This is a genomic window from Dysosmobacter sp. (genome assembly GCF_034093755.1).
Lineage (GTDB): Bacteria > Bacillota > Clostridia > Oscillospirales > Oscillospiraceae > Oscillibacter.
Genome location: NZ_JAXEBZ010000009.1, coordinates 13,668 through 28,435, shown reverse-complemented (window position 1 = coordinate 28,435; position 14,768 = coordinate 13,668). Strand labels below are relative to the sequence as shown.

The 14,768-nt window shown below is 65.0% G+C and carries 14 protein-coding genes; 10 read left to right on the top strand and 4 right to left on the bottom strand.

The window, feature by feature from the left end; all coding sequences use genetic code 11:
- Nucleotides 1-80: 80 nt before the first annotated feature.
- From SOX55_RS00770 to SOX55_RS00750, 5 genes are all read left to right on the top strand, one after another.
- Nucleotides 81-356 carry a hypothetical protein gene (locus SOX55_RS00770; RefSeq protein WP_325285525.1) on the top strand — a complete coding sequence of 92 codons (276 nt, stop codon included), beginning with the start codon at nt 81-83 and terminating at the stop codon, nt 354-356.
- A gap of 17 nt (nt 357-373) precedes the next feature.
- Complete coding sequence (locus SOX55_RS00765) at nt 374-1,336, top strand: tRNA dihydrouridine synthase (protein WP_325285524.1); 963 nt, start codon at nt 374-376, stop codon at nt 1,334-1,336.
- A gap of 109 nt (nt 1,337-1,445) precedes the next feature.
- A complete protein-coding gene (gene ilvD / locus SOX55_RS00760; protein WP_325285523.1) occupies nt 1,446-3,104 on the top strand; it encodes a dihydroxy-acid dehydratase in 1,659 nt (552 codons plus the stop codon).
- A 10-nt stretch (nt 3,105-3,114) separates the two neighbouring features.
- Nucleotides 3,115-3,723 (top strand): HD domain-containing protein, encoded by a 609-nt coding sequence (locus SOX55_RS00755; RefSeq protein WP_325285522.1) that lies wholly within the window; start codon nt 3,115-3,117, stop codon nt 3,721-3,723.
- Between the two features lie 9 nt (nt 3,724-3,732).
- Nucleotides 3,733-5,070 carry a sodium-dependent transporter gene (locus tag SOX55_RS00750; protein WP_325285521.1) on the top strand — a complete coding sequence of 446 codons (1,338 nt, stop codon included), beginning with the start codon at nt 3,733-3,735 and terminating at the stop codon, nt 5,068-5,070.
- Nucleotides 5,071-5,178: 108 nt separating this feature from the next.
- On the opposite strand, the gene SOX55_RS00745 is transcribed toward SOX55_RS00750, so the two are convergent.
- Entirely contained in the window at nt 5,179-6,198 is a 1,020-nt protein-coding gene (locus SOX55_RS00745; RefSeq protein WP_325285520.1) for an alpha-hydroxy-acid oxidizing protein, read from the bottom strand.
- 26 nt (nt 6,199-6,224) lie between these two features.
- Entirely contained in the window at nt 6,225-6,563 is a 339-nt protein-coding gene (locus SOX55_RS00740) for a tautomerase family protein (protein WP_325285519.1), read from the bottom strand.
- Nucleotides 6,564-6,646: 83 nt separating this feature from the next.
- Here SOX55_RS00740 and SOX55_RS00735 point away from each other — a divergent pair, with 83 nt between their 5' ends.
- From SOX55_RS00735 to SOX55_RS00715, 5 genes are all read left to right on the top strand, one after another.
- Complete coding sequence (locus SOX55_RS00735) at nt 6,647-7,582, top strand: DUF4349 domain-containing protein (RefSeq protein ID WP_325285518.1); 936 nt, start codon at nt 6,647-6,649, stop codon at nt 7,580-7,582.
- Between the two features lie 38 nt (nt 7,583-7,620).
- Nucleotides 7,621-8,232, top strand: a complete 612-nt coding sequence (locus SOX55_RS00730; RefSeq protein WP_325285517.1) for an MBL fold metallo-hydrolase — start codon at nt 7,621-7,623, stop codon at nt 8,230-8,232.
- Nucleotides 8,233-8,303: 71 nt separating this feature from the next.
- Nucleotides 8,304-8,828, top strand: a complete 525-nt coding sequence (locus tag SOX55_RS00725) for a DUF6512 family protein (RefSeq protein WP_325285516.1) — start codon at nt 8,304-8,306, stop codon at nt 8,826-8,828.
- Between the two features lie 80 nt (nt 8,829-8,908).
- The gene (locus SOX55_RS00720; RefSeq protein WP_325285515.1) at nt 8,909-9,601 is read left to right on the top strand and encodes a 5-bromo-4-chloroindolyl phosphate hydrolysis family protein; all 693 of its coding nucleotides are present in this window, start codon (nt 8,909-8,911) and stop codon (nt 9,599-9,601) included.
- A gap of 41 nt (nt 9,602-9,642) precedes the next feature.
- The gene (locus tag SOX55_RS00715; RefSeq protein WP_325285514.1) at nt 9,643-10,818 is read left to right on the top strand and encodes a toxic anion resistance protein; all 1,176 of its coding nucleotides are present in this window, start codon (nt 9,643-9,645) and stop codon (nt 10,816-10,818) included.
- 845 nt (nt 10,819-11,663) lie between these two features.
- Here the strand turns inward: SOX55_RS00715 and aspS are convergent.
- Nucleotides 11,664-13,439, bottom strand: a complete 1,776-nt coding sequence (gene aspS / locus SOX55_RS00710; RefSeq protein ID WP_325285513.1) for an aspartate--tRNA ligase — start codon at nt 13,437-13,439, stop codon at nt 11,664-11,666.
- A gap of 52 nt (nt 13,440-13,491) precedes the next feature.
- Nucleotides 13,492-14,655, bottom strand: a complete 1,164-nt coding sequence (locus tag SOX55_RS00705; RefSeq protein ID WP_325285512.1) for a hypothetical protein — start codon at nt 14,653-14,655, stop codon at nt 13,492-13,494.
- Nucleotides 14,656-14,768: the final 113 nt, after the last annotated feature.

Genomic DNA, 14,768 nt, shown 5'->3' with positions numbered 1-14,768 from the left:
GCTCAGATTTCTGAGCGCCCTGTTTGCTATGCTGAAACCAGAACAGAAAAGGCAATACGCCGAAAGGGAGGAGCATGGCAATGAAAAAGAGATGGACAACGGCACCGGGATTTCACCAGGATCTGTGGGTGATGTTCGCCCTGGGGGCGGCAGTGCTGGCGTGGAACGCCTGGTTCATCGGCTGGAGCCCGGAGGGGCAGGCGCTGGCGGAGGGGCTGCTGGCGGGTTACGTGGTGCTGGGAGGCGGCGCGGCAGCGGGCTTCTGCGCCGTGACGGAGGACCCCGCCCGCCGGCGGCGGAAAAGGCGGGGCTTGCGCGGCGGCCGGGACTGCCGTATACTGAAAGGGAATCTTTGACCGCGGGAGGACCTTTTATGCGACTGTACGCCGCCCCCATGCAGGGCGTCACCACCCACCGGTTCCGCGCACTTCACGCAGAGCTGTTCGGCGGCATCGACCGCTATTACACCCCCTTTTTCTCCCCCACCGGGGAGCACCGGGTGACGGAGCGGGACCGCCGGGATCTGACGCCGGAGCACAATGACCTTGCCCGGGTGGTGCCCCAGATCATGGCCAGGCGGCCGGAGGACTTCCTCTGGGCGGCGGAGCTGCTGCGGGGCATGGGCTACAGGGAGGTAAACCTGAACCTGGGCTGCCCCTCCGGCACGGTGACCGGCAAGGGGAAGGGGGCCGGGCTGCTGCGGGACCCGGCGGCGCTGGCGGTGTTTTTTGAGACGGTGTACGGCGCCCTGCCGGACTTCCCCGTCTCCGTCAAGACCCGGCTGGGTTTCCGGGAGGAGGACGAGTTTGACGGACTGCTGGCGGTGTACAACCGCTTCCCCATTGCGGAGCTGACCATCCACGCCCGGGTGCGGGAGGACTTTTACAAGCGCCCCGCCCGGCTGGAGGCCTTCGCCCGGGCGCTGCCCCGGGTGCAGGCGCCGGTGTGCTACAACGGGGACCTGGTGACGGCAGCGGACGTGACGGCGTTTCAGGACCGGTTTCCCGCCGTGGAGGCTGTGATGCTGGGCCGGGGCCTCATCGCCGACCCGGCCCTGGGCCGGAAGCTCCGGGGCGGCCCGACCGCCTCCCGGGAGGAGATCGCGGCGTTCACCCGGCGGCTGTATGAGGGCTACCGGGCGGACTACGGCGACGACAACCCCGCTGCCCAGCGGATGAAGGAACTGTGGTTCTTCCTGATCCGCCTGTTCGGGGAAAACGAGAAGCTGGCCAAAAAGATGCGCCGGGCCGCCCACCCCTGGGAGTATGAGGCGGCGGAGGCGGAGATCCTCCGTGACCTGCCGCTGCTGCCGGAGCCGCGGGGCGTACTGGGCTGAGGCTGTCAGCCGGAAAGGGGATTTCCCTTTCCGGCTGCTTCGCGTCCTCTTGCCATATGCCGCCGGGTTTGCTATATTGGAAATGGAATCCAACATGGGGAGGAACACCATGGAACAGCATCACGACAGCATGGCGGACGCCTATTACACCGGGCTGATGGGCGCCGTGGGCTACCGGAAAAAGGACCTGGGCAAGCCGGTGATCGGCATCGTCAACTCCTGGAACGACGTGAACCCCGGCCACAAGCCCTTCAAGGAGCTGGTGAACCACGTGAAGGAGGGGGTGTGGGCCGCCGGCGGCACCCCGGCGGAGTTCACCGTTCCCGCCCCCTGCGACGGCATGGCCCAGCTACTGGGCATGCAGTACATCCTGCCCCAGCGGGACCTGATCGCCGCGTCGGCGGAGGCCATGGCCAAGGCCCACGCCTTCGACGGGCTGGTGTTCCTCTGCTCCTGCGACAAGATTGTGCCGGGAATGCTGATGGCCGCCGCCTCCGTCAACGTGCCCTCCCTGTTCCTGACGGCGGGGTCCATGGTGCCCTACGAAACCGGTGATGAGACCCTGGTGACCCCGGACCTGAAGGAGGCCATCGGCGCCCGGAACGCCGGGAAGATCACGGAGGAGACCTTCGGCGATTACAAGGAGAACATCTGCTTCTCCTGCGGCACCTGTTCCATGTACGGCACCGCCAACACCATGGGGGTGTTCGCGGAGGTGGTGGGCCTGTGCCCCATAGGCTCCACCACCATGCTGTCCTGCTCCGCCGCCAAAACCCGGCAGGCCCGGGACGTGGGGGAGCGGATTGTGGAGCTGGTGCGGGAGGGCGTTCCCGCCCGGGCCTTCCTGACCCGGGCGTCCATCGAAAACGGCATCCGCCACGCCTCCGCCACCGGCGGGTCCAGCAACTTCGTCATGCACGTGATGGCCATCGCCCGGACCGCCGGGGTGGCGCTGGACCTGCGGGAGCTGGACGCCATTCAGGAGAGCGTGCCGGTGATCGCCAAGTTCAAGCCCTCCTCCCGGTATCACCTCACCGACTATCACAGGGCCGGCGGCGTGGCGGGAACCCTCCGCGCCATCCGGGACAGCCTCCACCTGGACGTGCCCATGGCCTTCGGCGGCACCCTCCGGGCGGTGCTGGACGGCTTTACCCGGCCGGTGAATCCGGACGTCATCCGGGACCGGGAGCACGCCTACCTGCCAGACGGCTGCTTCACCGTGCTGTACGGCAACCTGGCCCCCGGCGGCGCGGTGGTGAAAAAGAGCGGCGTGGACCCCAAAATGTATTACCACCGTGGCCCTGCCGTGGTGTTTGAGTCGGAGGAGGACCTGATGGACCACTTCCTCCATTCCAAAGTGGAGCCGGGCTGCGTGCTGGTAATCCGCTACGAGGGTCCCAGGGGCGGCCCCGGCATGCGGGAGATGTCCATCCCTGCCGCCATGCTTATGGGCATGGGGCTTCACACCTCCGTGGCCATGATCACTGACGGCCGGTTCTCCGGCGCCTCCCGCGGCCCCTGCGTGGGCCACATCTGCCCCGAGGCCTGGGAGGGCGGCCCCATCGCCTGCGTGCGAAACGGCGATATCATCACCATCGATCTGGAGCATAAACGGCTGGACGTGGAGCTTTCCGATGAGGAGCTGGCGGAGCGGCGGAAGCACATCCGCCGTCCGGATCACCCGGCGCCGGGCATGCTGCGGCCCTATCGGAGCGGCGTGGGAAGCGCCAGCGAGGGCGCTCTGTGGCTCATGGGCGGCGAGGCGTAAGGAGGAAATCATGGAACCGAAAACCCTGTTGGACATTCTGGCGGTGGCGGAGCGGCTGAAAAGCGTCCCCCGCCACGCCTATACCTCCGCCGGGCGGCGGGAGAGCGTGGCGGAGCACAGCTGGCGTCTGGCGCTGATGGCCCTGCTGACGGCGGACGAGTTCCCGTCCCTGGACATGGACCGGGTGATCCGCATGTGCCTGATTCATGACCTGGGAGAGGCCTTTACCGGGGATATCCCCACCTTTGAAAAGACGGATGCCCACCGGGATACTGAGGACCGGCTGCTCCACAGCTGGGTGGCAGGCTTCCCGGAGCGCCAGCGGGCGGAGTTTCAGGCGCTGCTCTCGGAGATGGAGGAACAGACCACCGACGAGGCCAGACTCTACAAGGCCCTGGACAAGCTGGAGGCGGTGATCCAGCACAACGAGGGAGACATTGCCACCTGGCTGCCCCTGGAATATGACCTGCAGCGGACCTACGGGGCGGAAAACGTGGAGTTTTCCCCTTATCTGCGGCGGCTGAAGGCGGAGATCGACCGGCAGACGGAGGCCAAGATCGCCGCCGCCGGCGGACCGCCGGACACACAAACCCAATCCAGCCCGGACACCGGGCGCTGAGGAGGAACCATGATGCGTACATCCAAATCCCGGGACAGCTTCCGCTCCCGCTGGGGCTTCATCCTGGCCTGTATCGGCTCCGCCGTGGGCATGGGCAACATCTGGCTGTTTCCCACCCGCGTCTCCCAGTACGGCGGCGCCACCTTCCTGCTGCCCTATCTGCTGTTTGTGGTGCTCATCGGCTCCACCGGCGTCATCGGCGAGATGGCCTTCGGCCGGGCGGCGGAGGGCGGCCCCGTGAAGGCCTTCGGCCTGGCGTCGAAGCAGCGGTGGGGAAGCGAGCGGCCCGGCCGGCTGCTGGGCCTCATCCCCGTGCTGGGGTCCCTGGCGATGGCCATCGGCTATGCCGTGGTCATGGGCTGGATTTTCAAATACGCCTTCGCCGCCTTCACCGGCGGCATGGGGCAGTACTCCGGCGTGGAGGGCTTCGGCGGCCTGTTTGACGCCACCGCCTGCGCCTGGGGCAACAACCTGTGGCAGATCGCGGGGCTGCTGACGGCCCTGCTGGTGATGGCCTTCGGCGTGGGCGGAGGCATCGAGAAGGTGAACAAGGTGATGATGCCCCTGTTCTTCTTCCTGTTTGTGGGGCTGGCGGTGTACGTGGCCGCCCTGCCCGGCGCGGCGGAGGGCTACCGCTACATCTTCGTGCTGGACCCCCGGGGACTGCTGGACCCCGCCGTGTGGGTCTACGCCCTGGGCCAGGCCTTCTTCTCGTTGTCCATTGCCGGAAACGGTACGCTGATCTACGGCTCTTACCTGGACAAGGAGGAGAACGTGCCCTACAGCGCCCGGATGGTGGCTCTGTTCGATACCACCGCGGCCATGCTGGCGGCGCTGGTAATCATCCCTGCCATGGCCACCGCCGGAGAGCAGCTGAGCAACAGCGGCCCGGGATTGATGTTTGTGTTCCTGCCCAACCTGTTCTCCAATATGCCCGGCGGCCGGGTGATCATGATGGTGTTCTTTGCGGCGGTGACCCTGGCGGGCCTCACCTCTCTCATCAATTTGCTGGAGGCTCCCACCGCCACGGTGCAGGAGCTGTTCCGGCTGAACCGCCCGGCGGCGGTAGCCGTTACCGGCGGGTTTGCCATGGCGGTGAGCCTGTGCATTCAGGGCGTGGTGTCCGGCTGGATGGACGTGTGCTCCATCTACGTCTGCCCTCTGGGGGCGGCGCTGGCGGGCATCGGCTTCTTCTGGGTGTGCGGAAAGGAATACTGCCTGTCCCAGGTGAATCTGGGCCGAGAGAAGCCCATCGGCGGCTGGTTCTACCCGCTGGCGAAATACGGCTTCTGCGGCGTGACGCTGCTGGTGCTGGCGGTAGGCGCCGCCTGGGGCGGCATTGGCTGAGCCGATATGGCGCGTACGAGCATTGACGGTCAGGTGCGGTTCGGCGACGGTGGAAACCATAAAAAATACGCTGTTCCTACAAGGAACAGCGTATTTTTTCCGGCTTTCTTACTTGCTGAAGATCATGCTGCGGTCGATATCCGCCAGGGAGTGGGCGCCGCACATGGCCATGGTGTCCGCCAGCTCGGCCTTCAGCTTGTCCACGTACACCTGCACGCCCTCAGCGCCGCCGCCGTAGACCATGGTGACGAAGGGGCGGCCGATGAGCACGCCGTCGGCGCCCAGGGCCAGGGCCTTGAACACGTCCATGCCGGTGCGGATGCCGCCGTCCACCAGAATGGCCATCTTGCCGCCCACGGCGTCGGCGATCTCCGGCAGCACCTCGGCGGTGGCGGGGCACTGGTCCAGCACCCGGCCGCCGTGGTTGGACACCACGATGCCCGCCGCGCCGGCTTCCAGGGCCTTCTTGGCGCCCCGGACGGTCATGATGCCCTTGAGGATGAAGGGCTTGCCCGCCGCGTCGGCGATCTGGCGCAGCTCCTCCACGGTTTTGCTGCCGGCGGGGGGCGTCAGGTTTTTCAGGAAGGGCAGGCCCGCCGCGTCAATGTCCATGGCGATGGCGAAGGGGTCCGCGGTTTTGACCAGGTCCATCTTTCCGCGGATGGTGTCCACGTCCCAGGGCTTGATGGTGGGCACGCCGTGGCCATGGTTCTTGGCGATGGCCTTCACCGCGGCCTCCACCACGGCGGGGTTGGTGCCGTCGCCGGTGAAGGCGGCGATGCCGGCCTCCGCGCAGGCGGACACCAGAATGTCGTTGTAGGTCAGATCGTCATACTTGTCGCCGTAGTGGAGCTGCATGGCGCCCACGGGTGCGGCGAACACCGGCAGGGCGAAGGTCTGGCCGAACAGCGAAAAGGTGGTGTCCACCGGCTTGTTCTCGCAGATGGTGTCCATGTTGACGCACAGCTCCTGCCACTTCTGATAGTTGCGGATGAAGCCTGTGCCGATGCCCTTGGCGCCGGGGCCGGGGACGGTGTTTTTGCAGGCCATGCCGTTGCAGGTGGGGCAGGCCTTGCAGTAGGGGCCCACGCAGGTGCGGGCGTTGGCAAGAATCTCCTGATAAGTCATGAATGTTTCCTCCGAAATCTGTTTTCTTACTCGCGGTTCATGATTCCCAGCTTTTTGCCGGAAAGGATCAGAACGTTGTCCATGGCAGGCTCCACCAGATCGTGGGTCACCTTTTCCTCCCAATCCTCAGGGGTGATTTCCTCCAGAGAAATGGTAATGGACTCCTGGGGGCAGCCCCAGACCTCCTTGATCACCTCCGAGACGCGCTCCACCATGATTCGCTTCTGCTCGTCATCCCGGGGATAGGATTTGATGGAAAAGTACGGCATAGGGTATGTCCTCCTTATTTTGAGACTGCTCCTATGATAGCAAACCGGCGGGAAAAGTGCAAGACGCCGCCGGTCCGCACCCTTTGGAAGAAGCAAAAATTTTTCCTGTCAGCGGAAACTTTTTGCTCCGTTAGCCGTCTAAAGAGGCAAAGGACCAAAATTCGGAAGGAGGATCTCTCATGAAAAAGAAGCATTTGTCTCTGGCTGCGCTGGTGCTGGCGGCTGCGCTGGCGCTGTCCGGCTGCGGCAGCAGCTCCGGCGCCACCGCAAGCAATGCAGTCTCCAACGGAATGTCCATGGCGGAGGAAAAAGGGTGGGCCATGGCGGCCACGGAAGTGGCGGAGCCTGCTGCGGCGCCCATGGCCGGAAGCGGCGCGGAGGCGCCCCAGGGGGCCAAGCGCATCTACACTGCTGATCTGCAGATGGAGACTACAGCCTTTGACAGCGCCGTGGCGGACCTGACGGCCCTGGTGGAGCGGACGGGGGGCTACTTTGAGAGCAGCAGCGCCGGCGACTATGGCCGCACCTACCGCAGCGCCAACTACACCGTCCGGATTCCGGCGGAGCAGTTCCAGCCGTTTCTGAACCAGGTGGGGCAGCTTTGCCACGTCACCTGGCAGACCTCCTCCTGCGAGGATGTCAGTGAGTACTACTATGACACGGCGGGCCGCCTGGAGACCCAGCGGACCAAGCTGGAGCGGCTGCAGGAACTGCTGGCCCGGGCGGAGAGCATGGAGGACATCATCACCCTGGAGAGCGCCATCTCCGAGACGGAGGAGCGCATTGAGTCCCTGTCCGGCGAGCTGCAGCACTATGACGCCCTGGTAGACTACTCCACCGTCTGCATCTCCTTGCAGGAGGTCTACCGCCTGTCCAACACCGAGGAGGCGGCGGAGACCTTCGGTGACCGGGTGGGCTCCGCCCTGTCCTCCGGCTGGCGGAACTTCACCGACGGGCTGGAGGAGTTGGCGGTGGGCCTGGCCTACAACTGGGTGGCGGTGCTGATTCTGCTGGCGGTGATTGGAGCGGTTGTGACGGCGGCGCGCCGGCGGCGGAAGCGGAAGGCGGCGAAAAAAGCCATCCCTCCGGCGGATGACAAATCCGGCGAAATGTGATATAGTGGGTCCATCCAAACAAACAAGGAGGGCCGCTTATGACCATCACCTGGCTGGGCCACGCCTGCTTCCGGCTGGAGCAGGGAGGCTTTTCCATCATCACTGACCCCTACGAGGGTGTGGCGGGGTATCCGGACGTCCGTGCCGAGGCCAACGCCGTTTACTGCAGCCACGGACACCATGACCACAACTACACGGCGGGCGTGACGCTGCTGCCGGAGGGGGAGAACCCCTTCACGGTGACGGAGGTGTCCTCGTTTCACGATGAAAAGGGCGGCGCCCTCCGGGGCAGCAACACCATCCGGGTGTTTGAGGCGGACGGCGTCCGGGTGTGCCACCTGGGGGACCTGGGCCATCTGCTGTCGGCGGAGCAGGTGTCCGCCATCGGTGCGGTGGATGTGCTGCTGGTGCCGGTGGGCGGCGTGTACACCGTGGGGCCGGAGGAGGCCAAGGCGGTGGCACGGCAGATCAGCCCCCGCTGCACCGTGCCCATGCACTACCGCCACGCGCCCTACGGGCTGCCCAATGTGGGCGGCGTGGAGCGGTTCCTGGAGCTGTTCTGCGGCGGCGAGGTGACCACCCTCCCCGGCGCGTCCTTCACCGTGACGCCGGAGCTGCGGGGCATTGTGGTGCCCACTTACCGGGGATAACCGGCAAAAACCTGCATAAAATGAAGCCGCGGCCGTAACTGGCCGCGGCTTTTCATTTTCGGGGGTGCGGTATGGGCAAACGGCTGCGGAACTGGGAGACCGGAGGCTTTTTCTGGACGGTGCTGGCGGGAACGGCGCTGCATTTTCTGTATGACTGGACCGGCGGAGCGGTGTGGGCGGCGGTGATCTCCGCCGTCAATGAGTCGGTGTGGGAGCACATGAAGCTGCTGCTGGTGCCGGTGTTCCTGTTCACGCTGGTGCAGCAGGCGGCGCTGGGGCGGCAGTACCCCAACCTCCCGGCGGCGCGGGCGGTGTCACTGCTGGCGGCGCTGGCGTTCCTCCCGGCGGCCTATTACGCCTACACCGGGGCGTTGGGCGTCCATGCCCTGTGGGCGGATATTCTGCTGTTTGTGCTGGCGGCGGCGCTGCTGTTCGCCCTGGACTGCCGGCTGCTGCGGCGGGGGACCTTCGACGCCGGGTGGCAGCAGGCGGCGGGGCTGCTGGCGCTGTGGGCGCTGGTGTTCGTGTTTGCCTGGTGCACCTTCCGGCCGCCGGACTTTCCGCTGTGGCAGGATCCTGCCCGGGCTTTCTCTTGACCCTCCGGCCAAAGCGCGGTATAATCGTGGTAATGTGTGAAAGGTTCGCCTTTCGCCAATGAACGCAAGGAGGTCCTGCGATGACTGCCCGTAAACCGGTGGCTCCCTTTTACGCCGCCGCCGTGGTGTGGCTGGTGTATGCCCTGTTCTTCCCGTTGTACCGGCCGGTTCACTTCCTGATTGTCATCGCCGCGTCGGCGGCGGTGTTTCTGGGGGTGCAGCTGCTGTGCGCGTCCGTGAAGGAACCGGCGGCGGAGCCGAAGAAGGAGGAAGCACCCAAGGAGACATCCACCGGCAGCGCCGGGCTGGATAAAATGCTGAAGGACGGCCGCCTGGCCATCGCGGAGATGAAGCGGCTGGATGACAACATTGCCGACGAGACCATCTCCGCCCAGATCGTCCGGCTGGAGCAGGTGTCCCAGCGGATCTTCGACCGGGTGAAAGAGGACCCGGAGAAGCTGCCCCAGATCCGCCGCTTCATGGATTACTACCTGCCCACCACGCTGAAGCTGCTCAACGCCTATGACCGGGCCAGCTCCGCCGGCATCTCCGGCGAGAACGTGAACGCCACCATGACCAAGGTGGAGGGCATGATGGAGACCATCGTCACCGCCTTTGAAAAGCAGCTGGACAGCCTGTACGGCAGCGAGGCCCTGGACATCTCCACCGACATCACCGTGCTGGAGAACATGATGGCCCGGGAGGGCCTGACGGATCAGCCCCTGAAAGCCCAGACATCCGGAGGAGATGACGGCATCCGGCTGGAGCTGTGAGCCCACTGACGAAAATAAAAACATAAACGGAGGAACGAACCATGAGTGACAACAGTATCCCCGAGCTGACCCTGAATCCCACCGCCGCCGCGGCGGAGGAGGTCCCCGCCCTGACCCTGGAGCCCAACGCCCCCGCCGCCCCTGCCGTTCCTGAGCCGGAGAAGCCCAAGGCGGAGCCGGTGGAGATGGACGAGCGGCTGCTCAGCGACGCGGAGAAAAAGGCCGTGGAGGAGTTTTCCAAAAAGATTGATATCATGGATTCCAACATGGTGCTGCAGTACGGCGCCGCCGCCCAGAAAAACGTGGCGGGCTTTTCCGAAAGCGCCCTGAAATCTGTTCGCACCAAGGACCTGGGTGAGGTGGGCCAGTCCCTGTCCGAGCTGGTGGTGGAGCTGAAGGGCTTCGGCCAGGAAGAGGAGAAGAAGGGCCTGTTCGGCCTCCGGAAAAAGGCCGGGAACAAGATTGAGACCATGAAGGCCCAGTACGCCAAGGTGGAGAGCAACGTGGAGAAGATCGCCCGGGAGCTGGAGCAGCATCAGGTGACGCTGCTGAAGGACGTGGCCATGTTTGACCAGATGTACGAGCTGAACCTGAAGTATTACAAGGAGCTGACCATGTACATCCTGGCGGGCAAGCGGAAGCTGGCGGACGTGCGGGCCAACGAGCTGCCTGCCCTGAAGGCCCGGGCGGAGGCCAGCGGCGCCCAGGAGGACGCCCAGCGGTACAACGATATGGTGCAGATGTGCGAGCGGTTTGAAAAGAAACTCCACGATCTGGAGCTGACCCGCATGGTGTCCGTTCAGATGGGCCCCCAGACCCGGCTGCTGCAGAACAATGACACCATCATGATCGAGAAGATCCAGTCCTCCCTGGTGAATACCATCCCCCTGTGGAAGAGCCAGATGGTGCTGGCCCTGGGCATGGAGCACACCCGTCAGGCCACGGCGGCCCAGAGCGCCGTGACGGAGATGACCAACGAGCTGCTGAAAAAGAACGCGGATATGCTGAAAATGGGCACCGTCCAGGCCGCCAAGGAGGCGGAGCGCAGCGTGGTGGACATCGAGACGCTGCAGCACACCAACCAGCAGCTGATCTCCACCCTGGACGAGGTGCTGAACATCCAGAAGGAGGGCGCCGCCAAACGCCGGGAGGCGGAGGCGGAGCTGGGCCGCATCGAGGGCGAGCTGAAGCAGAAGCTGCTGGAGCTGCATAACTGAGCGCCGGAAATTGCGCCGGACCCGGTGCGGTGTGCCGGTGATCACCGGGAGATGCAGCGAAGGCTGCGGCTTCCCGGCCCCCACTTTTCTTTGCCTGTGCAAAGAAAAGTCGCCGCCGGAGCGGTGGAAAAGAAACACGTTTCGTGGGCTTTCGGCTCTGCCGAAAGCCCAGACCGGGAGTCTCCTCAGACACTGCTTCCTATGCCCGGAAGCCTTCTGCCGGGTGCGCTGAACATTGAATGAAGATTGAAAATCTGCCGTCGCAATTTGGGGCCTGGGCGGTCAACGGGGTGCGGAACCGAAAGGCCCCTGCGTGTTGGCCCCGGGCGTTCCGCTTCGCTACGCCCTACCTGGGAAATAAACGATAACCACTCCGGGTATGCGCGTAGCGAAGCGGAACGCGCGGGAAGAGAAGAACAGACCTTTCGGTTTTCCACCCCGACAACCGCCGCACTTCCGCAACCTGCGGCGGAAAGCTGCCGATAAGCAACAGGTCCTCCGCACCCGGCAGAAGGCTGCCGGACTTAGTCGGCAGAGTCTGAGGAGACCCCCGGTCTGACCTTTGCGGAGCAAAGGTCACGCCCAGCGCCTTTTTCTTCCACCGTGCACGGCGCATTCTTTTTCGGCAAGACGAAAAAGAATGGGGGGTGCAATCCCGCCGACGATGGTCGGCACTCCCAGAACCCGGACGGGTGCATTCCCGCCGGGGTCCCGGCAATTTCCCGCACCGAAATCGGTGCATTATCCTCCGCGGGGAACTCGCGCCCCCCCACCGATCCCGGTGTCAAAAAAAGAGGACTGCCATGCAGGCAGTCCTCTTTTCAATGCAGGAACCTGTGGAGAAATCACTCCTCCGGCTTGACCAGGGCGATATGCAGCTCGTCCAGCTGTTTCTGAGTGACCTCGGAGGGGGCGCTCATCATCACGTCCTGGGCGTTCTTGTTCATGGGGAAGGGGATGATCTCCCGGATGGAGTCCTCGCCCGCCAGCAGCATCACCATCCGGTCTACGCCGGGAGCGATGCCCGCGTGGGGGGGCGCGCCGTAGGTGAAGGCGTTGTACATGGCGGGGAACTTGGCCTTCACGTCCGCCTCGCCCAGCCGGACCAGCTCGAAGGCCTTGATCATGATCTCCGGATCGTGGTTCCGGACGGCGCCGGAGGACAACTCCACGCCGTTGCACACCAGATCGTACTGGTCGGCGGTGATGCTCAGGGGGTCGATCTCGCCCCGCTCCGCCTTCAGCAGCACCTCAAGACCGCCGGAGGGCATGGAGAAGGGGTTGTGGCAGAACTCCAGCTCGCCGGACTCGTCGCCGATCTCATACATAGGGAAGTCCACAATCCAGCAGAAGGCGTACTGCTCCTTGTCCATGTGGCCGGGCACGGCGGCGCCCAGGGTCTTCACCAGCACGCCGGCGGTCTTCTGGGCGGCACCCAGGGCGCCGGCGGACAGGGCCACGAAGTCGTTGGCCTTCAGACCCAGGGCGGCGATGACCTGCTCCTTGATGGGGTTGACGAACTTGGCGATGCCGCCCACGATCTCGCCCTTCTCGTCCAGACGGAACCAGTAGGGCTTGCCGCCGGACACCACTTCCACGTCAGAGAGGGTCTTGTCGATGAACTTGCGGGTCTCGTGGAAGTCGGACACCACCACGGCCTTCACCACATTGCCCTCAAAGGGGCCGAAGCCGCAGCCGCCCAGCAGGTTGGTGGCGTCCTGCACCGTCAGGTCAATGCGCAGGTCCGGCTTGTCGGAGCCGTACTTCTCCATGGACTCCCGGTAGGGGATGCGGACGAAGGGGGCGGAGGAAGCCCGGTCATACTTGCCGAATTTGGCGAAGATGGGAGGCAGCACGTCCTCGCACACGGCGAACACGTCCTCCTGAGAGGCAAAGGCCATCTCCATATCCAGCTGATAGAACTCGCCGGGGGAGCGGTCGGCCCGGGCGTCCTCGTCCCGGAAGCAGGGGGCGATCTGGAAATACCGGTCAAAGCCGGAGGTCATCAGCAGCTGCTTGAACTGCTGGGGGGCCTGGGGCAGGGCGTAGAACTTGCCGGGGTGGTTCCGGGCGGGCACCAGATAGTCCCGGGCGCCCTCGGGGGAGGAGGCGGTGAGGATGGGGGTGGTGATCTCCAGGAAGCCGTGGGCGGTCATGGCCTGCCGCAGGGCGGCCACCACATTGCACCGCAGCACGATGTTGCTCTTGACGGCGGGATTCCGCAGGTCCAGATAGCGGTACTTCAGCCGCTGGGCCTCGTCGGCCTCCCGGCTGCGGTTGATCTGGAAGGGCAGCTCGTTGTGCTGGCAGCGGCCCAGCACCGTCACCTTGGCGGGCACCACCTCAATGTCGCCGGTGGGCTGCTTGGGGTTCTTGCTGTCGCGCTCGCGGACCACGCCCTCCACGGAGATGGTGGACTCCTTGGTGATGGCCTTGAACTGGTTCACCATGTCCTCGGTGTCGGCCACCACCTGGGTGGTGCCGTAGAAGTCGCGGACCACCACGAAGGCCAGGCTGGCGCTGACCACGCGGACGTTTTCCATCCAGCCCACGATGGTGACGGACTTGCCTGCGTCGGCGAGCCGCAGCTCCCCGCAGGTATGGGTACGGGATTGCATCATTGTTGTTCGTTCCTTTCTGTATGTGAAAATGAAATTCATTGGATGCGCGAGGTTATTGGAACAGCTGCCAGCCGGGCAGCTGCCGCAGCCGGGCGGCGCACGCCTCCATGTCCAGGGCGGCCCAGGCGTCGGTGAGTTCCACCGTCAGCCGCGCTGCCGTGTCCCGGAGGGCGGCGTCGTAATCTGCCCGGGCCGGGAACAGCGCTGTCACCAGCTGCTCCAGCTGTCGGTGCTGGTCATCCCAGGCCATGCCTGCGGCGGAGCAGCCCATGTAGCCGGCGCCGGCGGGGTTGCCCTCCGGCAGGGGGATGCCGTATCGGGCCGCCAGACGCTCCATCGCCGCGTCGGCTACCATGGCGTTCACGGCCTCCCGGGCCATCTCCGGGGCGGTGGTGTGGAGCAGGTGGGAGCGGTTATGGCTGTCCAGATACCGAGCCAGGGTGGGGGCGATCTGCGCCGCCGTCAGGGACTGCCCGCCGATGACGGCCAGCACTGTCTCCGGGTCCGTGTCCAGCATGTCCCGGCACAGGTCCAGGGTCTGCGGTTCAAAGGTCAGCCGCTGGGCCGGGTCAATGAGCCGGGCCAGCATGGCGGCGGCCGCCGCCCGGGACAGCGCGGCGCTGCCGTGGAGGGAGCCGTATGGGTCCTTGCCGTTGAGGATGCCCCAGCGGTAGAACTGCAGAATGGTTTCGTCCATGCAGTCCGGCACGGCGGACACTTCGTTGATCTCCGGCAGGGTCACGTTCAGATTCTCCAGCACGGCCGCCAGCAGCCGGAAGAACGCCTCCCGGCTGCAGGGGCTGGTGGGGATGACCTTTCCGCTCTGATACCACGCCGCGTCGGCAAGGGCGGGAATCCGCTCCGTCAGGTAGCCGTCATAGGGGGTCCACCAGTCGGGGCCGGTGATGGAGATAGGCTCAAAATAGTCCAGGGAGCCGCCGGAGAGCAGCCGGTGGAACCGGGCGGCGATGACGATGATCTGGGCGTGGCTCAGGCCCACCTCCGGCAGGAAATGGCGGCTGTCCACCCCGTCCATCAGCCCCGCCTGGCAGCAGGTGGCCGCCGCATTTTCGCAGATGGTGCCGGCGGTGTCCGTGAAGGAGCGATAGTCCCGCTGTCTGGGAATCAGCCAGTCTGTCTCTGACGCGGAGACAGTTACGCAGCAGGCCAGCATCGTCAGGGCGGTCAGCAGGGACAGAAGACGGATGCCTTTCATGATTGCATTCTCCTTTCGGCGGGACGTCTGGGGTACCATGAGGGGACGGAAGGCGGGCCGGGTCATCCAGAAACCATTACAATCCGTATATTATATACCCGATATTACGGAAC